Below are 22,821 nucleotides of genomic sequence, written 5' to 3' on the forward strand. Positions count from 1 at the left end.
TACATCCCTGTAGGCAATCGCGGCCTTGGGGCCGCTCCTACAGGGGGGCGGTAGATCGTGAAAGGGGCGGCCTTTGGCCGCCCCTTTTTTGTCATCCCAAATGATGATTTTTCGCGCTTTGGCGAAAAATCATTGGAACATCATCATCACCTTGTCGGTCATCTTCTGCCACAGGCTCCCCTCGGGGATCTCCTGGTAGGCCACCAGCGGTACGCTGGCCAGCGGTTTGCCGTCGAGGGTGACGTTGACCTGCCCGTACTCGCCGCCCTTGGCCACCGGGGCGATGATCGAGGACTGCACCTCCATGGTCGCCTTCAACTGCTTGTATTGGCCGCGCGGGATCACCACATGGAGGTCCCGGGCGAGCCCCAGCGGGAGTTTGTCCGCGGCGCCCATCCACGCGCGCGCCTCGGTGAGCGGCTTGCCGGCGGCGTAGAGGCGGTGGCTCTCGAAGAAGCGGAAGCCGTAGTTGATCAGCTTCTGGCTCTCGCTGGCCCGCGCCTTCTCGCTCTTGGTGCCGAGCACCACCGAGATCAGCCGCATCCCCTCGCGCAGGGCGGAGGTGACCAGGCAGAAGCCGGCCGATTCGGTGTGGCCGGTCTTCACGCCGTCCACCGAGGGGTCGCGCCACAGCAGCTTGTTGCGGTTGTACTGGGTGATGCCGTTCCAGGTGAACTTCTTCTCCGAGTAGAGCTTGTAGTGGTCGGGGTACTCGTGGATCAGCGCGCGGGTGAGCAGGGCGATGTCGTAGGCGGTGGTGTAATGCTCGGGGTCGGGCAGGCCGGTGGCGTTGACGAAGTGGGTGGCATTCATCCCCAGCTTGCGGGCGTAGCGGTTCATCAGGTCGGCGAAGGCCCCTTCGTCGCCGGCGACATGTTCGGCCAGCGCCACGCTGGCATCGTTGCCGGACTGCACGATCATGCCGCGGATCAGATCCTCGATGTCGACCTGCTTGCCGACCTCGATGAACATCCGCGAGCCGGGCATGCGCCACGCCTTTTCACTGATCCGCACCTTGTCGGTGAGCTGGATGGTCCCTTCGCGCAGTGCCTGGAAGACTACGTAGGCGGTCATCAGTTTGGTGATGCTGGCGGGTTCCATCCGCTCACGGGCGGCCTCCTCCACCAGTACCTGACCGCTGTCGTAGTCCATCAGCAGGTAGCCCTTGGCGGCCAGTTCGGGGGCGCTGGGGACCGGCAGGGCGGCGGCGTGGGCGAGGCCGGAGACGAGCAGCAGCAGGGTGCCGATGAATTGGGGAAAAGGGGTTCTCATGGTGGGTTCGACTCTCGGTTCCATGGCGGGCGCTCCGGGAAGGGGAGGGCCCGGGGAGGTTCGCGGGTGGTGGCGTCAGGGGATGGCGCCGACGATGGGGCCATTTTACCAGTCTCTCCCGTCGGTCTGAACCGGCCCGTCGCGCCGAATCGACGTCAGTCGGAGACCACCCGGGGGCCGACGACGCCGAGCTGGCTGGCCCGAGTGGCCAGGCGGTCGGCCTCCTCGGGGTCGTGGAGGGGGCCGATGCGGACCCGGTAGAGGGCACCCTCGGCGGTGCGCAACTCGCTGATCTCGGGACTGCCGAGGCCGCCGGCGCGGAGCCGGTCGGCCAGCCGTTGGGCATTGCCGCGGCTGGAGAAGGCGCCCAGCTGGAGGTAGAAACGGGCCGGTACGGCGGCTGCGGCCGCCTGGGGGGGGGCGGCCTCGGCCCGCGAGGCGGCCTCCGCCGCGGCGCCGGCCGCGGTGGCGGTGTACACCGGCGCGGCCGGTGCGGAGGGCGGCGTGGCCGCAAGCGAGGGGCGGCCCCAGGTGGCGGGGTCGATCGCCTCCACCTCGACGAAGCCGGTGCCGGTGGCCTTGATCCCGAGTTTCACCGCGGCGGCGTAGGAGAGGTCGATCAGGCGGTTGTCATGGAACGGGCCGCGGTCGTTGATCTTGACGATGACGCTGCGCCCGTTCTTCAGGTGGGTGACCCGGGCATAGGTGGGCAATGGCAGGGTCTTGTGGGCGGCGGTCATCTGGTAGAGGTCATAGGGCTCGCCGCTGGAGGTCTTGCGGCCGTGGAACTTGGTGCCGTACCAGGAGGCGATGCCCCGCTCCTTGTAGCCCTTGGCGCTCTTGCGGACATAGTAGCGCTTGCCGTAGACCTCATAGGATTCGGGGTTGCCGTAGCGGGCGCGGGGTTCGATCCGCGGCACCGCGTCGTGGATCGAGGCGACGTCGATGTGGCGGTCGGGGGCGCCGTCCTCCTCCTCGAACAGGTCGCCGACGCGACTGGTGGTGCCGCAGGCGGCGAGGGTGAGGGCCAAGGCGGTGGCCAGGGCGGCGGCGGCGAGCGGTCGCAGCGGGCATCCCATGGGGCGGCTCCTACCGCCGGGCGGGCGGGCGGGGGGCTGAAGTTGTATCGGGTGGTCGGGCAATGCGGGATCAGAACGCCAGCAGGCGGCGGTGGGTGTGGATCGACATCAGCATACCGAATCCGGCCATCAGGGTCACCATGGAGGTGCCGCCGTAGGAGACCAGCGGGAGCGGCACGCCGACCACCGGCAGCAGCCCGGTGACCATGCCGATGTTGACGAACATGTAGATGAAGAAGGTGAGGCTGAGCGCGCCGGCGAGCAGCCGGGTGAAGGTGTCCTGGCCCTGGGTGGCAATGTACATGCCGCGCACCACGATGAAGAAGTAGAGCACCAGCAGCAGCAGGATGCCGATCAGGCCGAACTCCTCGGCGAACACCGCGAAGATGAAGTCGGTGGAGCGCTCGGGGATGAAGTCGAGCTGCGACTGGGTGCCGTTGAGCCAACCCTTGCCGTAGAGGCCGCCGGAGCCGATGGCGATCTTGGACTGGATGATGTGGTAGCCGGCCCCCAGGGGGTCGTTCTCCGGGTTGAGGAAGGTGCGCACCCGCTGGCGCTGGTATTCGTGCATCGCGTACCACAGCAGCGGCATGCAAGCGGCGCCCAGCGCGCCGAGGGTGTAGATGATGCGCGGCCGCAGGCCGGCCATGAACAGCACGAAGGCGCCGGCGGCGCCGACCAGCAGCGCGGTGCCCAGGTCGGGCTGCTTGGCGATCAGCAGCGTCGGCACCAGCAGGATCAGACAGGCGATCGCCAGCCGCATCCGTTCCGGTGGCAGCGGCTTGTCGGAGAGGTACCAGGCGACCATCATCGGTACCGCCAGCTTGAGTACCTCCGAGGGCTGGAAGCGCACCACGCCGAGGTCGAGCCAGCGCTGCGCCCCCTTGCCGATCTGGCCGAATACCAGCACCGCCACCAGCAGGGCGACGCCGACGCCGAAGATCCACGGGGTCCAGGTGCGCAGCAGCGCCGGCGGGATCTGGGCGACCAGGATCATCACCGTGTAGCCGACGCCGAGGCGGATCACCTGACGGATCACCAGGTCGAGGTTCTCGTTGGAGGCGCTGTAGAGCACCACCAGCCCGACGCAGGAGAGGGTGAGCAGGCCGAGCAGCAGCGGGCCGTCGATGTGGAAGCCGCGCAGCAGCCCGGAGAGCCCTTCGCTCGCCTCGGCCGAGGTGTGGTTGAGGGACGATTGTCGCATGGTGGTTTCGTATGAGGATGTGGTTTCAACACAGAGGGCGCGGAGGGGAAGGCGCGGAGGACACGGAGATCAGGAAATCCTCACGCCCGCTACGTCGTTTTTCTCTGTGTTCTCTGTGCCCCTTTCTCCGTGTTCTCTGTGTTGGAGGAAAGCATTCGGTAGCGGTTCCATGCGAAAGGGATACCCCCTGGTTACGACGCTCTGCGTCGTAACCGGCGACCTTGGACGCTCCGCGTCCTGCCGTAGGCAGGATATCGAAAACGCGGTGCCCGCGTCGGGCACGACGCGGAGCGTCGAGGAAGACGTTCCCACGCAGAGCGTGGGAACGAAAATGGTGCGCTGTGCCGAGAGGTCGTTTCTCCCTTGCGCGGCAAGTCGAATTCACTCCTTCACCAGATAGTGGTCGAGGACCTTGCGGGCGATCGGCGCGGCGACGTGGGAGCCGGAGCCGCCGTTTTCGGCGATCACCGCCACCGCGATGCGCGGCGTTTCCACCGGGCCGAAGGCGATGAACAGCGAGTGGTCGCGCAGGTGGGCGGCGATCTTGTCCGCCTCGTACTCCTCCTCCTCGCCGAGACCGAACACCTGGGCGGTGCCGGTCTTGCCGGCGAAGCGGTACTTGGCCCCGGCGCCCACCCGCCGGGCGGTGCCGCGGGGGCCGTGGACGACGTGGACCATGCCGGAGATCACGTCGTCCCAGTGTTCACGGTCGCTGATCGGCACCGGCGCCAGCTCCTTTGGCTGGAGGGACTGCGGCGCGCCCTGGCCGGCGTGGCGCAGGGCGCGCACGATGCGCGGCTGGAAGCGCTTGCCGTAGGTGCCGAGCACGCCGGTGGCGGCGGCCAGCTGCAGCGGCGAGGTGAGGGTGAAGCCCTGGCCGATGCCGGTGATCAGGGTCTCGCCGGGGAACCAGGGGAGCTTGCGGGCGCGCCTTTTCCACTCCTTCGAGGGCAGCAGTCCGGTGGTCTCTCCACCGATGTCGATGCCGCTGCGCTCGCCGAAGCCGAACTGGGCGAGGTAGCTGTGGATGCGCTCGATACCGAGGTGCAGCGCCAGTTCGTAGAAGTAGACGTCGCAGCTCTGGGCGAGCGCCATCTCCAGGTCCACCGGGCCGTGGCCGCTGCGCTTCCAGTCGCGGTATCTGCGCTCGTCGCCGGGCAGCGAGAAGTAGCCGGGGCAGAACACCTTGTGGCTGGCGGTCAGTACCCCGTACTCCAGGCCGGCGAGGCCGACGAAGGGCTTCAGCGTGGAGCCCGGCGGGTATTGGCCGCGCAGCGCGCGGTTGAACAGCGGTCGCGACTTCGACTTGCGCAGCACGTTGTAGGCGCGGGGCTCGATGCCGTTGACGAACAGATTGGGGTCGTAGCCGGGGTTGGAGACGAAGGCCAACACGTCGCCGTTGTTGGGGTCGATCGCCACGATCGAGCCGCGGTAGTCGCCGAGGGCGTCGGCGGCGGCCTTCTGCAGCGAGGCGTCGACGGTCAGGTAGAGGTCGTCGCCGGGGACCGGGGCGGCGCGCTCCAGGGCGCGAAGGGTGCGTCCCTGGGCGTTGATCTCCACCGGCTGGAACGCCACCTCGCCGTGGAGCGCCTTCTCGTAGGACTTCTCCACGCCGATCTTGCCGATGTGGGTGGTGCCGGAGTAGGCGCGCTCGTCGAGACCGGCGAGGTCCCGTTCGCTGATCCGGCCGACGTAGCCGACGGCGTGGACCAGGGTCTCGCCCAGCGGGTAGTGGCGGGCGAGGCGGGCGACGATGTCGACCCCGGGGAAACGGTGGCGGTTGATGGCGAAGCGGGCCACCTCTTCGTCGGAGAGGCGGAAGCGTAGCGGGATCCCCTCGAAACGGCGCTTCTGGTGGAACTGCTTGCGGAAGCGCTCCAGGTCCGCGTCGCGGATCTCCACCACCTTGCGCAGTTTGGCGATGGTCTCCTCGATGTCGCCGGCCTGCTCCGGGATCACCTCCAGGGAGTAGGCGGGGAGGTTCTCGGCGAGCAGCACGCCGTTGCGATCGTAGATCAGGCCGCGGGTGGGGGGTAGCGGCACCACCTTCACCCGGTTGTCCTCGGAGCGGGTGATGTAGTGCTCGTGGCTGATGATCTGCAGGTAGATCAGCCGTGAGACGAGGACCGCGATCATCACCACCACCAGCGCCACCGCGGCCACGGTGCGGCCGAGGAAGAGCTGGCTCTCGAAGAGGTGGTCCTTGATCGTTAGGTGACGCAACTTTGCTTCGCAGTGTTGAGTGTTCCGTGTTGAGTGTTTAGTGAAGGCGCGCGAAGCGCGCTCGCACGCTAACCACTAAACGTTCAACACCAAACACTACGCCCTCGGGCGTTAGGAGAGGTGGAAGCGCCTGCGCAGCCTGCGCAGGGCGACGAATACCAGGGGCCAGAGCAGGGCGCCGCTGGCGGTCGGCGCCCAGTGCAGCCAGTCGGTGATCGGCCGCCCCATCATGCCGTGGATCCACAGCACCAGCAGCTGGTTCAGCGCCAGCAGCAGGCCGACGCTGATCGCCTGCTGCCACAGCGGGTGGACGCGGATGCGCAGGTGCAGCTTGAGGACGATGAAGGCGACCATGGTCATCCCCAGGGCGTGCTGGCCGAGCAGCGTCCCCTTCAGCACGTCGAGCATGATGCCCACCATCCACGCGGTGCCGAGACCCACCCGGGTGGGCAGCGCCAGGCACCAGTAGATCAGCACCAGGGTGGCCCACTCCGGGCGGAACGGGTCCACCGCCTCCGGCAGCGGCACGATGGTGAGGATCAGTGCGACGATGAGGCTCGCGGCGACCACCGGCAGGCAGTTGGGAGAGAGCGGACCGGCGTTCACGGCTGGTCGCCCTCGGCCTTCGGCGCTTCGGCTTTCGCCGCCGGGGTACCCTCCTGTTCGATGGGCTCGTCGTTGCGCCACACCAGCAGTACCTCGCGAGCGCGGTCGAGGTGGGCGGTGGGGGTGGCGCGCACCTCGACGAAGGGCTGGCCGGGGTTGTGGACGATGTGCGAGACGATCGCTACCGGGTAGCCGGGGGGGAGGCGGCCGCCGAGGCCGGAGGTGACCAGCAGATCCCCCGCCTCCAGGTCGGCGCTGTTGGGCAGATAGGGGAGTTCCAGGCGATCCGCCTCGCCGGTGCCGACGGCGATGGTGCGCAGGCCGGTGCGGTTGACCTGTACCGGGGTGGCGTGGCCCGAGTCGGTGATCAGCATGGCGGTGGCGGTGAGCGGGCCGACGTGGATCACCTGGCCCATGATGCCGTCGGCGTCGACCAGCGGCTGGCCGACGTAGACTTCGTGGAGGCGCCCCTTGTTGACCACGATCTGCTGCTTGTAGGGGTCCAGCTCCACCGCCAGCAGCTCGGCGATGAGCACCCGCTCGCCGGCCTTTGGCGAGGAGTCGAGCAGCTTGCGCAGCCGCTCGTTCTCCGCCTCCAGGGCGGCCATCTTCTGCAGCCGGACGTCGAGTTGCAGGTGCTCGGCGTGGAGTGCGCTGTTCTCCTCCAGCAGGTGCTGGCGCAGGGCCAGGTGCTGGGCGAGCCAGCCGCCGGCGGTGACCGGCAGGTCGACCACGTAGCGGATCGGGTAGACCACCGCGGAGAGTGCCGCGCGCACCTCTTCCAGGTAGTGGAGACGGTGGTCGACGGTCATCAGGATGATCGAGGCGAGCGAAAACCCCAGCAGGCGCAGGATCAGCGAAGGCCCTTGAAGAAACAGCTGTTTGATCGCCCCGCCCTTCCCAGGTGGTGAAAAACCGTCGCCTCATAACGCAAATAACCGCGTTCACGCGGTTATTTGCACTCATCATCTTTCAAATGATGATTTTTTCACCAGAAAAAATCATTCGTGGATGAACACGTCGCCGCCGTGCTGATCCATCAGCTCCAGGGCGCGGCCACCACCACGGGCGACGCAGGTGAGCGGGTCCTCGGCGACCAGTACCGGCAGCCCGGTCTCCTCCATCAGCAGCCGGTCCAGCTCGCGCAGCAGGGCGCCGCCGCCGGTGAGCACGATGCCGCGTTCGGCGACGTCCGCCCCGAGCTCCGGCGGGGTCTGCTCCAGGGCGGTCTTGACCGCGCCGACGATGCCGGAGAGCGGCTCCTGCAGCGCCTCCAGGATCTCGTTGGAGTTGAGTGTGAAGCTGCGCGGGATGCCCTCGGAGAGGTTGCGCCCCTTCACCTCGATCTCGGTCACCTCGGTGCCGGGGTAGGCGGTGCCGATCTGCTGCTTGATCTTCTCCGCGGTGGCCTCGCCGATCAGGGTGCCGTAGTTGCGCCGCACGTAGTTGATGATGGCGTCGTCGAAGCGATCGCCACCGATGCGCACGGACGCCGAATAGACGATGCCGTTCAACGAGATCACCGCCACCTCGGAGGTGCCGCCGCCGATGTCGAGCACCATCGAACCGCGTGCCTCGTCCACCGGGAGTCCTGCGCCGATGGCCGCGGCCATCGGCTCCTCGATGAGGAACACCTCACGGGCGCCGGCGCCGGCCGCCGACTCGCGGATGGCGCGCTTCTCCACCTGGGTCGAGCCGCAGGGGACGCAGACCAGCACGCGCGGGCTGGGGCGGAAGAAGCGGCTCTCATGCACCTTGTGGATGAAGTGCTGGAGCATCTTCTCGGTCACCGTGAAGTCGGCGATGACGCCGTCCTTCAGCGGGCGGATGGCGACGATGTTGCCGGGGGTACGACCCAGCATCAGTTTGGCCTCCGTGCCTACCGCGGCGATCGCCTTCGGTCCGCCGGGCCCGCGATCCTGCCGGATCGCCACCACCGACGGTTCGTTGAGCACGATGCCCTTTCCACGCACGTAGATCAGGGTGTTGGCGGTACCCAGATCGATGGAGAGGTCGTTGGAGAAGAGACCGCGAAGGGACTTGAACATGGCGGTATATCGATATTCCTTAATAAAGTCGCGTACTGTATCAACCGCGCCCCCCGCCGGGCAAGCGGAAACCGGCCGGTAGAACTACTTAATCTGGGGTTTGGTGGGGGTTTAACCACGAAGATGTTGTGTGTTTTGGCCTCGGTGTCCGGCAGGGGGGAGAGGAGCGTTGGCGCTGGTGGTTCCGTTTGGCGTTTTTCCAACACGAAGGGCGCGAAGGAAGAGGAACGAAGAACACGAAGGGGGGCAATGTCTCAGATTGTCGGGTAGGGCGTGCCGAGGATTTAGGATACGTACCCGTCGGCAGGCGCTGTGGACAAGGGGGCGAGTCGTTGGTCCCTGGCCCTGCCCGTAGGAGCGGCCCCGAGGCCGCGATGACGCCGTTTCCGCTTCTCCCGTATGTCGGTTTCATGCGCCGCACCCCGAACCCAGCACCCATCGCGGCCTAAGGGCCGCTCCTACAGTCGGCGGCGGTGGGGACTCAAACCCTTCCGCTCTTCGTGTCGAAAAGCGGCCTTTCCAACGGAGCGTTGGCGTGTTGGATCGGTTCGGCGGCAGTTGGTTCCGAGGCCCAGCCGGGGAAACCCTTCGTGGTTGACGCGGGGTCGGGAGCGAGGTTCCGCGCTCAGGGGCGGTATGGTAAGTTAGCGCGTTTGTTGTCGGCCCCCCAGGCGGGGTCGTGGACCCCTTCCGCACGGAGAAAACGATGTCCCTGCAACCGGAAGACGTGGCGAAGATCGCCCATCTGGCCCGGCTCGCCCTGCGCGAGGAAGACGTGCCGAAATACGCCGGCGAGCTCTCCAACATCCTCCATCTGGTGGAGCAGATGAACGCCGTCGATACCAGCGGCGTGGAGCCCATGGCCCACCCCCTCGACGCGGTCCAGCGGCTGCGCCCCGACGCGGTGAGCGAGAGCGATCAGCGCGACAAGTTCCAGGCCATCGCCCCGCAGACCGAGGCCGGCCTCTACCTGGTGCCCAAGGTCATCGAATAAACAAGAGGAAAGATTAAAGATGAAAGATACAAGCAAGAGGGCTTCATCTTTCGTCTCCGGCCCCTGCCGGTGCTCTGGCTTTCCCCTTTTATCTTTTCTCTTTTATCTCAAGTAAAGCGATATGCACGACAAGACCATTGCCGAATTGGCCGCCGGGCTGAAGGCGGGCGAGTTCTCCAGCGAGGAGCTGACCCGCCACTACCTGGAGCGGATCCAGGCCCACGATCCGGCGCTCAACGCCTTCATCACGGTGACCGAGGAGTCGGCCCTGGAAGCGGCCCGCGCCGCCGATGCCGCGATCAAGTCGGGCGACGCCGGCCCGCTCACCGGCGTGCCGATCGCCCACAAGGACATCTTCTGCACCGACGGGGTGAAGACCTCCTGCGCCTCGAAGATGCTCGACAACTTCATCGCCCCCTACGATGCCACGGTGGTGACCAAGCTGAAGGCGGCGGGCACGGTGATGCTGGGCAAGACCAACATGGACGAGTTCGCCATGGGCTCCTCCAACGAGACCAGCTTCTACGGCCCGGTGAAGAACCCGTGGGACACCGCCGCCGTTCCCGGCGGCTCCTCCGGCGGCTCCGCCGCCGCGGTGGCCGCCCGCCTGGCGCCCGCCGCGACCGGCACCGACACCGGCGGGTCGATCCGCCAGCCCGCGGCGCTCTGCGGCATCACCGGCATCAAGCCCACCTACGGCCGGGTCTCGCGCTATGGCATGATCGCCTTCGCCTCCTCCCTCGACCAGGGCGGGGTGTTCGCCCCCAGTGCCGAGGACTGCGCGCTGATGCTCGGGGCCATGGCCGGCTTCGATCCCCGCGACTCCACCAGCGTCGACCAGCCGGTGCCGGACTACACCGCGGCCCTCAGCGGTGACGTGAAGGGACTGAAGATCGGCCTGCCCAAGGAGTACTTCGGCGAGGGGCTCGACCCCGAGGTGGCCAAGGTGACCGAGGCGGCCATCGACGAGTACCGCAAGCTCGGCGCCGAGGTGGTCGAGGTGAGCCTGCCCAACACCCACCTGGCGATCCCCACCTACTACGTGGTCGCCCCCGCCGAGTGCTCCTCCAACCTGTCGCGGTTCGACGGCGTCCGCTTCGGTCACCGCTGCGACGCGCCGAAGGACTTGGAGGACCTCTACAAGCGCTCCCGCGCCGAGGGCTTCGGCGCCGAGGTGCAGCGCCGCATCATGGTTGGCACCTACGCCCTCTCCGCCGGCTACTACGACGCCTACTACCTGAAGGCGCAGCAGCTACGCCGGCTGATCCGCGACGATTTCACCCGCGCCTTCGAGCAGGTGGACGTGATCATGGGGCCCACCTCGCCGTCGGTCGCCTTCAGGATCGGCGAGAAGAGCGAGGACCCGGTGAGCATGTACCTCTCCGATATCTACACCATCGCGGTCAACCTGGCGGGTCTGCCCGGCATGTCGATCCCCGCCGGCTTCAGCGGCGGGCTGCCGGTGGGCCTCCAGCTGATCGGCAACCACTTCGACGAGGGGCGCCTGCTCAACGCGGCGGATGCCTTCCAGCGTGCCACCGACTGGCACAGGAAAACGCCCCGGGCGTTTTCCTGAAATGAGGCTTTAATTGGGGTGGCTTATCGACAGTAGAGGGTGCAGCGATGATTCGGGAGTACGTTGACGCCGCGCTCGCCAGCGCGCATTACGAAATGATCGAGGATGAGGAGCCCTTTTACGGCGAGGTGCCGGGTCTGAGCGGTGTTTGGGCCAGTGGTCACAGCTTGGAGGAGTGTCGTACCCATTTGGCCGATGTGATCGATGGTTGGGTGTTGATCCGCATCTCGCGGGGGCTTGCGTTGCCGGAGATCAATGGGGCTGTGATCACCCTGCCGGAAGCGCCGCGGTTTGCCTAAGCTCACGCCGGTCAGTTGGTGGGTGTTGGTTCGGCGGCTTCGTGCTTTTGGATTCGATGGCCCTTTCTACGGTGGCAAGCATCCCTACATGGTCAAAGGTGGATTGGTGTTGACGATCCCCAACAGCCATCGTGAAGAGGTTGGTCCCGCGCTCCTGGCGCGAATTCTCCGTCAGGCAGGCATCGATCGCGACCAGTGGTTGGCGGCCAAATAGACATCCTTTGCGTTCTTTGCGCGCTTTGCGCCTTCGCGTTGAATACGAGGTTTTAGACGATATGGAATGGGAAGCGGTAATCGGGCTGGAGATCCACGCCCAGCTCGCCACCAAGAGCAAGATCTTCTCCGGCGCCTCCACCGCCTTCGGCGCGGCGCCCAACACCCAGGCGTGCAACGTCGACCTCGGCCTGCCCGGGGTGCTGCCGGTGCTCAACGAGGGGGCGGTGCGCTGTGCGGTGAAGTTCGGTCTGGCGACCCGCGCCGAGCTGGGCCGGCGTTCGGTCTTCGCGCGCAAGAACTACTTCTACCCCGACCTCCCCAAGGGCTATCAGATCTCCCAGTTCGAGCTGCCTATCGTCGGCAAGGGCGAGGTGGAGATCGAGCTGGAGGACGGCACCACCAGGAATATCGGGGTGACCCGCGCCCACCTGGAGGAGGACGCCGGCAAGTCGCTGCACGAGGACTTCCACGGCATGTCCGGGATCGACCTCAACCGCGCCGGCACGCCGCTGCTGGAGATCGTCTCCGAGCCCGACCTGCGCTTGGCCAAGGAGGCGGTGGCCTATGCAAAGAAGATCCACACCCTGGTGCGTTACCTGGAGATCTGCGACGGCAACATGCAGGAAGGCTCCTTCCGCTGTGACGCCAACGTCTCGGTGCGCCGCCCCGGCGCCCCCTTCGGCACCCGCGCGGAGATCAAGAACGTCAACTCCTTCCGCTTCCTGGAGCGCGCCATCGACTTCGAGATCGAGCGCCAGATCGATCTCATCGAGGGCGGCGGCACGGTGGTGCAGGAGACGCGTCTCTTCGATGCGACGAAGAACGAGACCCGCTCCATGCGCTCCAAGGAGGAGGCCAACGACTACCGCTATTTCCCCGACCCCGACCTGCTGCCGGTGGTGCTCGACGAGGCGCTGATCGAGGAGCTGCGCGGCCAGCTCCCGGAGCTGCCCGACGAGAAGAAGCACCGCTTCATGGAGCAGTTCGGATTGAGCCTCTACGACGCCTCGGTGCTCACCGCCTCGCGGGATCTGGCCACCTATTTCGAGGGGGTGGTGGCGGCCGCCGGTGGCGAGGGCAAGCTCTCCGCCAACTGGGTGATGGGCGACCTCTCCGGTTTCCTCAACAAGGAGGGCAAGGAGATCGGCGAGAGCCCGGTGTCGCCCGAGCAGCTCGGCGGCATGCTGGTGCGGATCACCGACAACACCATCTCCGGCAAGATCGCCAAGGAGGTGTTCGAGGCGCTGTGGAACGGCGAGGGGGCGAGCGCCGACGAGATCATCGAGAAGAAGGGGCTCAAGCAGATCACCGACAGCGGCGCGATCGAGGCGATCATCGACGAGATCATCGGTAACAACCAGGCCCAGGTGGAGCAGTACCGCTCCGGCAAGGACAAGGTGTTCGGCTTCTTCGTCGGCCAGGCGATGAAGGCGACCAAGGGCAAGGCCAATCCGCAGCAGGTCAACGAGCTGCTGAAGAAGAAGCTCGCCGGCTGAGTTCCCCCCCCCTCGGGGGAGCGGCTGAAAAAGGGCGCTGCGGCGCCCTTTCCGCGTTCTAGGAGCCTGTCGGACTATGGGGGATCGAGCTGCGGGAGTGGGAGGGCGGCCCCAATTTTTCGAAAATCCGAGGAGAATAGCGAGCTATTTGACGAGGTTTTTCGGAAAAGTGGGGTCGTCATCCCGCTTTCGCGGCCGATTCATCCATAGTCCGACAGGCTCCTAGGGCATAATGCCCGGATGAATCAGCCGTTGGCCGTACCCCCGATCGCTCGCCAGGAGATCACCGGCATCCTCCTCGCCGGAGGTGAAGGGCGGCGGGTTGGGGGGGCCGACAAGGGGCTGTTGCCGTTCCACGGCCGTCCCCTGGTGGAGGTGGTGCTGGCGCGGCTGACCCCCCAGGTGGGGCGGGTGGTGATCAGCGCCAATCGCAACCTCGAGCAGTACGGCGGCTACGGCTGGCCGGTGGTGGCCGATGAGGCGGACCACTGTCTCGGTCCCCTGGCCGGGGTGGTCGCCGCCCTCGGCTCGGTGACGAGCCCTTTCGCCATGGTCGTCCCGTGCGATGCGCCGTGTCTGCCGGAAAACTTGGTGGCGCGCCTGGCCTCGGCCCTCGGCGAGCGGGAGGTCGCGTTGCCCGATGACGGTGAGCGTCGGCAATACGCCTTCGCCCTGCTGCGTAGCGCCATTCGGCCGTGGCTCGCGGCCTGTCTGGAGAGCGGAAATCGCGGGTTGGGGCGCTGCTTCGCCACGCGGCGTACGATTTTCGTCGATTGCCGCGACGAGATTGGGGGATTTCGCAATTTGAATAGCCTTAATGCGCTATCTAACCTATGCGGTAGATAGTGGCTGGCGGGGCCATGGGTAGTGCTACGGCGGGGGGGCTACAATTGGGAAGGGCGCCTCGCCGTTGGCGGTGGCGGCCTTGTTGGGGGCCGTGGTTCGGTCCCGTTCTCATCGGGGTAGATAGAGACCTGCGGGTATGATGCAAAACAACCGGCCGACCATGACCCATGCCGAGCTGATCGACCGGCTCGACAAGCTGACCTCCATCGGTCTGGCGCTCTCCAAGGAGAAGGACTCGGCTCAGCTGCTGGAGAAGATCCTGCTGGAGGCGAAGGCGCTCACCTCTGCGGACGGCGGCACCCTCTACACCGTTACCGACGAAGATACCCTGGAGTTCCAGATCGTGCGCACGGACTCCCTGGGCATCGCCATGGGCGGCAGCACCGGCCAGCCGATCAACTTCCCGCAGATCCCTCTCCACGACGCCGACGGCAACCCCAACGAACACGCCGTGGTGGCCCACGCGGTGCTCCATGACGACACCATCAACATCCCCGATGCCTACGAGGCGGAGGGCTTCGACTTTTCCGGCACCCGCGCCTTCGACCAGCGTACCGGTTACCGCTCCAAGAGTTTCCTCACCGTCCCGCTGAAGAACCACCAGGACGACATCATCGGCGTCCTTCAACTGCTCAACAAGATCGACGGCGACAGCGGCGAGGTGGTCGCCTTCAGCATCGAGGACCAGACGCTGGCCGAATCGCTCGCCTCCCAGGCGGCGGTGGCGCTGACCAACAAGCGGCTGATCGAGGACCTGAAGACCCTGTTCGAGGCCTTCATCCAGATCATCGCCTCGGCGATCGACGAAAAGTCGCCCTACACCGGCGCCCACTGCCGGCGGGTGCCGGTGCTCACCCTGATGCTCGCCGATGCCGCCCGCGACGCCGCCGACGGGCCGTGGGCCGATTTCCAGATGACCGACGAACAGCGCTACGAGCTGGAGATCGCGGCGTGGCTGCACGACTGTGGCAAGGTGGTCACCCCGGTCAACGTGGTCGACAAGTCGACCAAGCTGGAGGCGATCCACGACCGCGTCCACGAGGTCAGCGCGCGATTCGAGGTGCTCAGGCGCGACGCCGAGATCGAGCTGCTGAAGGGGCGGTTGCAGGCCCTGGAGGAGGGGCGGCCGGAGGCGATCCCGGCGCTCGAGGAGCACTACCGCGAGACCCTTGCGCTGCTCGATGAGGAGAACGCCTTCGTCCACAAGTCCAACGTCGGCGGCGAGTTCATGAGCGACGACGATTGCGAGCGGGTCCGCGAGATCGGTCGTCGTAGCTGGCGCCACAACGGGCGCACGGTTGCCCTGCTGAGCGAGAACGAGATCTACAACCTGACCATCCCCAAGGGGACGCTGACCCCCGAGGAGCGGGAGATCATCAACAACCACGTGGTGGTTACCCTGAAGATGCTCGAATCGCTGCCCTTCCCCAAGCACCTGAAGAACGTCCCCGAGTTCGCCGGCGGCCACCACGAGCGGATGGACGGCAAGGGCTACCCGCGGGGGCTGACCCGCGAGCAGATGTCGCCGCAGGCGCGGATGATGGCGATCGCCGACATCTTCGAGGCGCTGACCGCCTCCGACCGCCCCTACAAGCCGCGCAAGACCATCTCCGAGAGCCTGCGCATCATGGGTTTCATGAAGAAGGAGGGGCACATCGATCCCGACCTCTTCGACCTCTTCATCCGCGCCGGGATCTACCGGGACTACGCCGACCAGTACCTCGAACCGGAGCAGTCCGACGCGGTGGATCTCGCAAAGATCCCCGGCTACGAGCCGTGAGTCCTTTTCGGCGTGAGCTGATCAACGCGGAGACGCAGAGGACGCAGAGAAGAGTTTTTCCTGTTCCCACACACGCTTCCGTCGGTGGGCCGGATTCGTCTTTTGGAAGTCGCTGTCTTATAGATATGGCACAGCCCCCGTAGGGCGGATTAGCGATAGCGTAATCCGCCGGGAACGGGGGCGCCTCCGCTGGAATGGTCTCCGATTCTGCAGAATGCTACGGATCGTCTTGAGCTTAAGCGTGGAGACGATCCAAGGTGCCGTCACTCCCCCGGTTTACTCTTCTTCGTCCGTATCTCCACCACCTCCGACAAGCGAATGATGCGAACGTCGTCCCCCTCCTCGAAGGCGATGAACCGCGAGGACTCGACGAGGAGCGGCGCGGTGACCGTCTCCATCCCGTTCGCGCCGCGAAAGCGAATCGTGGGGGGCGGCGCGCAGCCCTTTTCGTTCTTCGGCCCGCTTTTTTCCTTCCAGCACGCCGTCCGCTTTTCGTAGGCCGAGATGTTCTTTTCTGCGGCGTATTTGCCTGATAGGGGTGGGATGAGCAGCAGTACCGGAAGCAAGACGACGGCGGAGAGGTACTTGCCGACGTGTTCCATCCGATCCGCCTGATTGTACAGGAATCTTTGCGCCGTCGAACGTGGTTTGTCGGATCGGCCAAATTTCCACAACCATAGGATCGTCCTTCGGCCGAGCCGCTTTTTGTAGAGTATTGCGACGATCAACACGATGCCGGCCCAGCCGAAGAACGCCACGAGTAACATTGCAGATAAATAAGGCGAATCCCTCACGTCGAATACCGCCAGCGCAACCATGTAGGCGCCGGTCAACGCCTCCTGAACGCTCGGAGTGTAGATGGACGACGGGATGTTCCAGTGATCGTTGTAGGAGACGATGTAGACCAGTCCGGTGAGATAGAGGAGCGCGGTTGCGATGGCCAGCAGCGCCGCGGTGTCGGCGAAAAACGTATGGAGTAGGGTGGTGCCGTTTTTCATCGTCCATGAATTCCCTGTTATTCGGTGTAGGTAGATCCGTCAGTCGGAGAATCCTTTGGCGCGTCGGTTTCGTCAACGGTCGTATGAGCATCCTCTGAAAAGCAGGAAATCTTCTTCTCCGCGTCTCCGCGACTCTGCGTCCTCCGCGTTGATCGTCCCAAGTTCAATCAGGACCCCGAGCAGACCGGACACCGCGGATCGCGGCGCAGCTTCAACGTGCGGATCTCCATGGTCTCCGCGTCGATCATCAGCAGCCGTCCGCTGAGCGTGCGGCCGACGCCCATCAGCACCTTCAGCGCCTCGGTGGCCTGGAGCGTCCCCAGCACCCCCGCCACCGGGGCGAGCACGCCGCTCTCCACGCACCCCTCCTCCGGCTCGCCCCCCTCATCGCGGTAGAGGCAGCGGTAGCAGGGCGATTCTCCAACCCGCGGGTCGAACACCGAGAGCTGCCCCTCCATGCGGATCACCGCCGCCGAGACCAGCGGGGTACCGGTGGCGACGCACGCCTCGTTGAGCGCGAAACGGGTGGCGAAGTTGTCGGAGCCGTCGAGCACCACGTCGGCCCGCGCCACCACCTCGCGCAGCGCCTCCCCCTCCAGCCGCCGGGAGACGATCTCCACCCCCACCTCCGGATTGATCGCGGCGAGCGCGTCGCGGGCCGAATCCACCTTGCGGCGGCCGAGGTCGGCGGTGGTGTGGAGGACCTGGCGCTGGAGGTTGGAGAGCTCCACCGTGTCGAAATCGACCACGATCAGCTCGCCCACCCCGGCGGCGGCGAGATAGAGCGCCGCCGGCGAGCCGAGCCCGCCGAGGCCGACGATCAATGCGGTGGACTCCAACAGCCGCTGCTGCCCCTCCACCCCGACCCGGGGGAGCATGATCTGGCGGGAATAGCGCAGCAACTGGTCATCGTTCATGGCGGCATCTTCAAGGTGGAAATGCCCCATTTTAGCGGTCCGGTATTCGCTCGGAGGAAGAAATGGACAGGATTAACAGGATTTTTCAGGATTGACAGGATGGAATATGGAGTTGGCGGCGTGGTTCTTTCCGGCGGGAAGAATTGGACAGGATTTGCAGCATTAACAGGTTATAAGAGTGTGCGGACCCGGACTCACCGCCGTGCGCAAATTCCGCAGCCAACTAGGACCGGAGTGCGAGCGCAACGGGAATCCGAACCAAAAACCTGTTAATCCTGCAAATCCTGTTATTCCTGTCCATTCTTTTTCTCTTCCGACCTCCACGCCTTCCGAGCCCGACAAGCCCGCCGCACGAACCAACCGGGCGATCCGCTCGACAAGCTGTAACCCGCGAAAAAGCCTGTAAATCCTGTCCATCCCCCGGTGCCCCTTTTTCGCACCCGATCCCTTGATTAGGGGGCGCTGATACGGTAACGTTTTTCCTCTTTCGCCCCGCATTCCGGGGCGAACCCCGTTTCAAGGCGAATAGGAGACCACCATCGTGGAATTGACCGGCGCGGAAATCCTCGTCCGCTGCCTCAAGGAGGAGGGCGTCGAATACGTGTTCGGCTACCCCGGAGGGGCGGTGCTGCACATCTATGACGAGATCTTCAAGCAGAAGGATGTCCAGCACATCCTGGTTCGCCACGAGCAGGCGGCGACCCACGCGGCCGACGGCTACGCCCGCTCCACCGGCAAACCCGGTGTCTGCCTGGTCACCTCCGGTCCCGGCGCCACCAACGCGGTCACCGGCATCGCCACCGCCTACATGGACTCGATCCCGATGGTGGTGTTCACCGGCCAGGTGCCCACCTCGCTGATCGGCAATGACGCCTTCCAGGAGGTGGACGCGGTGGGCATCACCCGCCCCTGCGTCAAGCACAACTTCCTGGTCAAGGACGTGAGCAAGTTGGCCGAGACGATCAAGAAGGCCTTCTTCATCGCCACCACCGGTCGTCCCGGCCCGGTGGTGATCGACGTGCCCAAGGACGTCACCGCCCAGCGCACCCGCTTCCGCTACCCGAAGAGCGTCAAGATGCGCTCCTACAACCCGACGGTGAAGGGCAACCCGCGCCAGGTGAAGAAGGCCGTCGAGCTGATGCTGAAGGCCAAGCGGCCGATCTTCTACACCGGCGGCGGGGTGATCCTCGGCGACGGCGCGGCGGCGCTCACCCAGCTCGCCCGTCAGCTCGGCTTCCCGGTGACCAACACCCTGATGGGCCTCGGCGGCTACCCCTCCAGCGACCCGCAGTACCTCGGCATGCTCGGCATGCACGGCACCTACGAGGCGAACATGGCGATGCACCACTGCGATGCCTTGATCGCCATCGGCGCGCGCTTCGACGACCGGGTCACCGGCAACGTGCAGAAGTTCTGCCCCACCGCCGAGATCGTCCACGTCGACGTCGATCCCGCCTCGATCTCCAAGAACGTCAAGGTGGACGTGCCGATCGTCGGCGAGGTGGATTCGGTGCTCAAGCAGATGCTGGCGGTGCTCGAAGAGCACGGCGGCCAGCCCGATGCCAAGGCGATGGAGGAGTGGTGGACGCGGATCAACGAGTGGCGCGGCCGCGACTGCCTCGCCTACGACCGCTCGGGCGACGCGATCAAGCCGCAGTACGTGGTCGAGACCCTGCACAAGGTGACCAAGGGCGACGCCTACGTCTGCTCCGACGTCGGTCAGCACCAGATGTTCGCCGCCCAGTTCTACGGCTTCGACAAGCCGCGCCGCTGGATCAACTCCGGCGGCCTCGGCACCATGGGCTTCGGCTTGCCGGCGGCGATGGGCGTCAAGTTCGCCCACCCCAAGGAGACGGTCTGCTGCATCACCGGCGAGGGCTCGATCCAGATGAACATCCAGGAGCTCTCCACCTGCCTGCAGTACGGGCTGCCGATCAAGGTGGTCAACCTCAACAACCGCTTCCTCGGCATGGTACGTCAGTGGCAAGAGCTGTTCTACGAGGGGCGCTACTCGATGTCCTACATGGAATCGCTGCCCGACTTCGTCAAGCTCGCCGAGTCCTACGGCCACGTCGGCATGCAGATCACCGATCCGAAGGACGTCGAGGGGGCGCTGGAGGAGGCGATGAAGCTGAAGGACCGGCTGGTCTTCATGGACTTCCTCACCGACCGTGAGGAGAACGTCTACCCGATGATCCCGGCCGGTGCCGGGCTCAACGAAATGATCCTGATCTGAGGGGGAGATACTACGATGCGTCATATCATCTCCATCCTGATCGAGAACGAGGCCGGCGCCCTGTCGCGGGTCGCCGGCCTGTTCTCCGCCCGCGGCTACAACATTGAATCGCTCACCGTCGCCCCCACCGAGGACGGCACCGTCTCGCGCATGACCCTGGTCACCCGCGGCTCCGACGAGATCATCGAGCAGATCACCAAGCAGCTGAACAAGCTGGTCGACGTGGTCCGGTTGATCGACCTCACCGAGGGGGCGCATATCGAGCGCGAGATGATGCTGATCAAGGTGCGCGCCGAGGACAACGAGCAGCGCGCCGAGATGACCCGGCTGGCGGAGATCTTCCGCGCCCGGGTGGTCGACGTCACCGACTGCTCCTACACCATCGAGCTGACCGGCAACAGCCAGAAGCTCGACGCCTTCATCCAGGCGGCGCATAAGCCGTCGATCCTGGAGGTGGTGCGCACCGGAGTCTCCGGCATCGCCCGCGGCGACCGCGCGCTGCACATTTGAATTGAAGAATAACGGACAGGATTAACAGGATTTCGCAGGATTTACAGGTAAGAGAGTAATCGCTCGATACTGCGGGCATTCATTTTTTCTGACCTGTAAATCCTGAAAAATCCTGTTAATCCTGTCCATTCCGAATTTTCGAGAACCAAACGAAGTTAAGGAACGGAAAATGAACATCTACTACGACAAAGACTGCGACCTCTCCATCATCCAGGGCATGAAGGTGACCATCGTCGGCTACGGCTCCCAGGGCCACGCCCACGCCAACAATCTGAAGGACTCCGGGGTCGAGGTCACCGTGGCGCTGCGCGAGGGCTCCGCCTCCGCCAAGAAGGCCGCGGGCGCCGGCCTCACCGTGAAGAACACCGCCGAGGCGGTGAAAGACGCCGATCTGGTCATGATCCTCACCCCCGACGAGTTCCAGTCCCAGCTCTACAAGCAGGACATCGAGCCCAACATCAAGCAGGGCGGCGTGCTCGCCTTCGCCCACGGCTTCTCGATTCACTACAACCAGGTGGTGCCGCGTGCCGACCTGGACGTGATCATGATCGCCCCCAAGGCCCCCGGCCATACCGTGCGCTCCGAGTTCGTCAAGGGCGGCGGCATTCCCGACCTGATCGCCGTCTTCCAGGACGCCAGCGGCAAGGCCAAGGAGATCGCCCTCTCCTACGCCTCCGGCGTCGGCGGCGGCCGCACCGGCATCATCGAGACCACCTTCAAGGACGAGACCGAGACCGACCTGTTCGGTGAGCAGGCGGTGCTCTGCGGCGGCGCGGTGGAGCTGGTCAAGGCCGGCTTCGAGACCCTGGTCGAGGCGGGCTACGCCCCCGAGATGGCCTACTTCGAGTGCCTCCACGAACTGAAGCTGATCGTCGACCTGATGTACGAGGGCGGCATCGCCAACATGAACTACTCCATCTCCAACAACGCGGAGTATGGCGAGTACGTGACCGGTCCGCAGGTGATCAACGACGAGTCCAAGTGGGCCATGCGCGAGGCGCTGACCAACATCCAGAACGGCACCTACGCCAAGCGCTTCATCCTCGAAGGGCAGTCCAACTATCCCGAGATGACCGCCTGGCGCCGCAACAACGCCGCCCACCAGATCGAGCAGGTGGGTGAGAAGCTGCGCTCCATGATGCCGTGGATCACCGCCAACAAGCTGGTCGACAAAGAGAAAAACTAGCGTTTTTTCTCTTAAGTGGATGTGTGAACGAGGGGGCCTGCGGGTCCCCTTGTTCGTTCAGGGGCGTGGGTTGGCGCAGGGTGTGCCGACGACAGGAGGCGCACCAGCTCAAGAGAGCTGCGCACTACGAGGGTTGCCGTTTCCGTCTGTAGGTCGAACGCAATCCTGTCCCTGTCATCAAGAGCTACGAGACCTTGCAAAACGGGAGGAGACCATATACGGCGATGCTTCGCCGACGCAAACGGAGGCACCGTCGAAAAATCCGGATCCAATCTTTCCGACCGCTACCGGCCTGCCGCGGCTCAATTCGCCCGAAACTGCTCATGACAGGCGAGGCACTGCTTCATCAGCTCCCCGGTCAGCGCGGTCAGCGAATCCATCTCCTCCACCTCGGCGCGCACCGCCAGCTCCTCGAACAGCAGGTGGGTGGGCCCACCCAGCGCCTTGAACGTATGCGGCAGCTTGGCCCGCACCGAATCCGGCGTGGCCCGCGCCATCCGGTTCCCCGAATGGTGCGCCGCCGCGATGATCCGGTCACGATCCTCCGTCGCGATGCCGGCGACGATTCCCTGCACGCTGGCCAGCATCCCGCGCATTTCGCTGAGAAACTGCACCCGTTCGCCCGGCGTCAGGCCGAGGGATTGGCGCGGGTCTTCCGTCGTCTCCGCTGCCGCCCGTCCCATGGTGAACAGGGCTAGCAACAGAAGAAGGGAAGTGGAAGTGCGGGAGAAACAGTGGGAACTCATGGGCTATCTCAAATCGTGGCGTAGATTGGGGTGTGTCGAGGAGTGAGGTGCGCACCCGTAGGCTGGTGCGCCCCAACCCCGCTTCAGTGAACCCGATAACCGGAGTGACACGCCACACATTGCGCCATCACCTCCGATAGCGCACCGAACGCCTGCGCTGCGCCGCCTTCCACATCCGCGTCCCGCGCGGCGACGGCGAAGCGGCTCGCTGCGTGATGCATGGCGGTGCCGATCGCGGCCATCGCCGGCGGCATCACCTTGGCCATGTGGGCGGCCCCGTGGAGCCCCATGGAACTCATGCCGAGCCGGCTCTCCGCGACCTCCGCCGCCTCGTCGAATTTGCCCTCGGCGAGGTCGCGGGTGATCGTCTCCAGCGAGAGCAGATGATCACGCATGTTGGCCATCATGTGCTCGCGCATCATTTCCGGCATCTCGACCCGTTGGCGGGAATCCGCGGCGAAGGCGGGTAGGGCGAGCGCTAGGGTCAGCAGCAGCAACAGTGGTCGAACGGTCACGGGGGGATCCTTGTCGCGGAGTGAAAACGGGCTCAATGCTAATCCCCCGGGCCAGGGGCGGCAATGAGCTGATG

21 protein-coding genes are annotated in these 22,821 nt (G+C 65.4%); 10 read left to right on the forward strand and 11 right to left on the reverse strand.

Annotated elements, in window-relative coordinates:
• Positions 1–129 precede the first annotated feature (129 nt).
• From ACYQ2W_RS09880 to ACYQ2W_RS09910, 7 genes are all read right to left on the reverse strand, one after another.
• Positions 130–1,272, reverse strand: a complete 1,143-nt coding sequence (locus ACYQ2W_RS09880; RefSeq protein ID WP_459865784.1) for a D-alanyl-D-alanine carboxypeptidase family protein — start codon at positions 1,270–1,272, stop codon at positions 130–132.
• Positions 1,273–1,427: 155 nt separating this feature from the next.
• The gene (locus ACYQ2W_RS09885; protein ID WP_459865786.1) at positions 1,428–2,351 is read right to left on the reverse strand and encodes a septal ring lytic transglycosylase RlpA family protein; all 924 of its coding nucleotides are present in this window, start codon (positions 2,349–2,351) and stop codon (positions 1,428–1,430) included.
• 70 nt (positions 2,352–2,421) lie between these two features.
• Positions 2,422–3,555 (reverse strand): rod shape-determining protein RodA, encoded by a 1,134-nt coding sequence (gene rodA / locus ACYQ2W_RS09890; protein WP_459865788.1) that lies wholly within the window; start codon positions 3,553–3,555, stop codon positions 2,422–2,424.
• 381 nt (positions 3,556–3,936) lie between these two features.
• On the reverse strand, positions 3,937–5,778 hold the full coding sequence (mrdA, locus tag ACYQ2W_RS09895) for a penicillin-binding protein 2 (protein WP_459865790.1): 1,842 nt from the start codon (positions 5,776–5,778) through the stop codon (positions 3,937–3,939).
• Positions 5,779–5,889: 111 nt separating this feature from the next.
• Positions 5,890–6,384 carry a rod shape-determining protein MreD gene (gene mreD / locus ACYQ2W_RS09900; protein ID WP_459865792.1) on the reverse strand — a complete coding sequence of 165 codons (495 nt, stop codon included), beginning with the start codon at positions 6,382–6,384 and terminating at the stop codon, positions 5,890–5,892.
• A complete protein-coding gene (gene mreC / locus ACYQ2W_RS09905; protein WP_459865849.1) occupies positions 6,381–7,271 on the reverse strand; it encodes a rod shape-determining protein MreC in 891 nt (296 codons plus the stop codon). Before mreC ends, mreD begins: the two co-directional genes overlap by 4 nt.
• Before the next feature lie 114 nt (positions 7,272–7,385).
• Entirely contained in the window at positions 7,386–8,432 is a 1,047-nt protein-coding gene (locus tag ACYQ2W_RS09910; RefSeq protein WP_459865794.1) for a rod shape-determining protein, read from the reverse strand.
• 706 nt (positions 8,433–9,138) lie between these two features.
• Between ACYQ2W_RS09910 and gatC the strand changes: the two genes are divergently transcribed.
• The 7 genes from gatC to ACYQ2W_RS09945 all read left to right on the forward strand — a co-directional run bounded on the left by gatC (position 9,139) and on the right by ACYQ2W_RS09945 (position 15,639).
• Positions 9,139–9,426, forward strand: coding sequence for an Asp-tRNA(Asn)/Glu-tRNA(Gln) amidotransferase subunit GatC (gene gatC / locus ACYQ2W_RS09915; RefSeq protein ID WP_459865796.1), 288 nt, complete (start codon positions 9,139–9,141; stop codon positions 9,424–9,426).
• A 121-nt stretch (positions 9,427–9,547) separates the two neighbouring features.
• Positions 9,548–11,002 carry an Asp-tRNA(Asn)/Glu-tRNA(Gln) amidotransferase subunit GatA gene (gatA, locus tag ACYQ2W_RS09920; RefSeq protein ID WP_459865798.1) on the forward strand — a complete coding sequence of 485 codons (1,455 nt, stop codon included), beginning with the start codon at positions 9,548–9,550 and terminating at the stop codon, positions 11,000–11,002.
• A 47-nt stretch (positions 11,003–11,049) separates the two neighbouring features.
• Entirely contained in the window at positions 11,050–11,301 is a 252-nt protein-coding gene (locus tag ACYQ2W_RS09925) for a type II toxin-antitoxin system HicB family antitoxin (RefSeq protein ID WP_459865800.1), read from the forward strand.
• A 22-nt stretch (positions 11,302–11,323) separates the two neighbouring features.
• Positions 11,324–11,515, forward strand: coding sequence for a type II toxin-antitoxin system HicA family toxin (locus ACYQ2W_RS09930; protein WP_459865852.1), 192 nt, complete (start codon positions 11,324–11,326; stop codon positions 11,513–11,515).
• A gap of 61 nt (positions 11,516–11,576) precedes the next feature.
• A complete protein-coding gene (gene gatB / locus ACYQ2W_RS09935; protein WP_459865802.1) occupies positions 11,577–13,013 on the forward strand; it encodes an Asp-tRNA(Asn)/Glu-tRNA(Gln) amidotransferase subunit GatB in 1,437 nt (478 codons plus the stop codon).
• A 252-nt stretch (positions 13,014–13,265) separates the two neighbouring features.
• Positions 13,266–13,859, forward strand: a complete 594-nt coding sequence (gene mobA, locus ACYQ2W_RS09940; protein ID WP_459865804.1) for a molybdenum cofactor guanylyltransferase MobA — start codon at positions 13,266–13,268, stop codon at positions 13,857–13,859.
• Positions 13,860–13,995: 136 nt separating this feature from the next.
• On the forward strand, positions 13,996–15,639 hold the full coding sequence (locus ACYQ2W_RS09945; RefSeq protein WP_459865806.1) for an HD-GYP domain-containing protein: 1,644 nt from the start codon (positions 13,996–13,998) through the stop codon (positions 15,637–15,639).
• A gap of 263 nt (positions 15,640–15,902) precedes the next feature.
• On the opposite strand, the gene ACYQ2W_RS09950 is transcribed toward ACYQ2W_RS09945, so the two are convergent.
• Both ACYQ2W_RS09950 and ACYQ2W_RS09955 read right to left on the reverse strand, forming a co-directional pair.
• Positions 15,903–16,637: a hypothetical protein gene (locus ACYQ2W_RS09950; protein ID WP_459865808.1), complete on the reverse strand. Its 735-nt coding sequence runs from the start codon at positions 16,635–16,637 to the stop codon at positions 15,903–15,905.
• Between the two features lie 167 nt (positions 16,638–16,804).
• Positions 16,805–17,554: a HesA/MoeB/ThiF family protein gene (locus tag ACYQ2W_RS09955; protein WP_459865810.1), complete on the reverse strand. Its 750-nt coding sequence runs from the start codon at positions 17,552–17,554 to the stop codon at positions 16,805–16,807.
• 541 nt (positions 17,555–18,095) lie between these two features.
• Between ACYQ2W_RS09955 and ACYQ2W_RS09960 the strand changes: the two genes are divergently transcribed.
• The 3 genes from ACYQ2W_RS09960 (at position 18,096) to ilvC (ending at position 21,486) form a co-directional block, all read left to right on the forward strand.
• A complete protein-coding gene (locus ACYQ2W_RS09960) occupies positions 18,096–19,790 on the forward strand; it encodes an acetolactate synthase 3 large subunit (RefSeq protein WP_459865812.1) in 1,695 nt (564 codons plus the stop codon).
• 15 nt (positions 19,791–19,805) lie between these two features.
• Positions 19,806–20,300: an acetolactate synthase small subunit gene (gene ilvN / locus ACYQ2W_RS09965; RefSeq protein ID WP_459865814.1), complete on the forward strand. Its 495-nt coding sequence runs from the start codon at positions 19,806–19,808 to the stop codon at positions 20,298–20,300.
• 169 nt (positions 20,301–20,469) lie between these two features.
• Positions 20,470–21,486 carry a ketol-acid reductoisomerase gene (gene ilvC / locus ACYQ2W_RS09970; protein WP_459865816.1) on the forward strand — a complete coding sequence of 339 codons (1,017 nt, stop codon included), beginning with the start codon at positions 20,470–20,472 and terminating at the stop codon, positions 21,484–21,486.
• A gap of 302 nt (positions 21,487–21,788) precedes the next feature.
• Here ilvC and ACYQ2W_RS09975 read toward each other — a convergent pair whose 3' ends face one another.
• Positions 21,789–22,232, reverse strand: a complete 444-nt coding sequence (locus ACYQ2W_RS09975) for a hypothetical protein (protein ID WP_459865818.1) — start codon at positions 22,230–22,232, stop codon at positions 21,789–21,791.
• An 83-nt stretch (positions 22,233–22,315) separates the two neighbouring features.
• On the reverse strand, positions 22,316–22,747 hold the full coding sequence (locus ACYQ2W_RS09980) for a hypothetical protein (protein WP_459865819.1): 432 nt from the start codon (positions 22,745–22,747) through the stop codon (positions 22,316–22,318).
• Between the last annotated feature and the right edge of the window lie 74 nt (positions 22,748–22,821).

The sequence above is a fragment of the Endothiovibrio diazotrophicus genome (assembly GCF_054657215.1).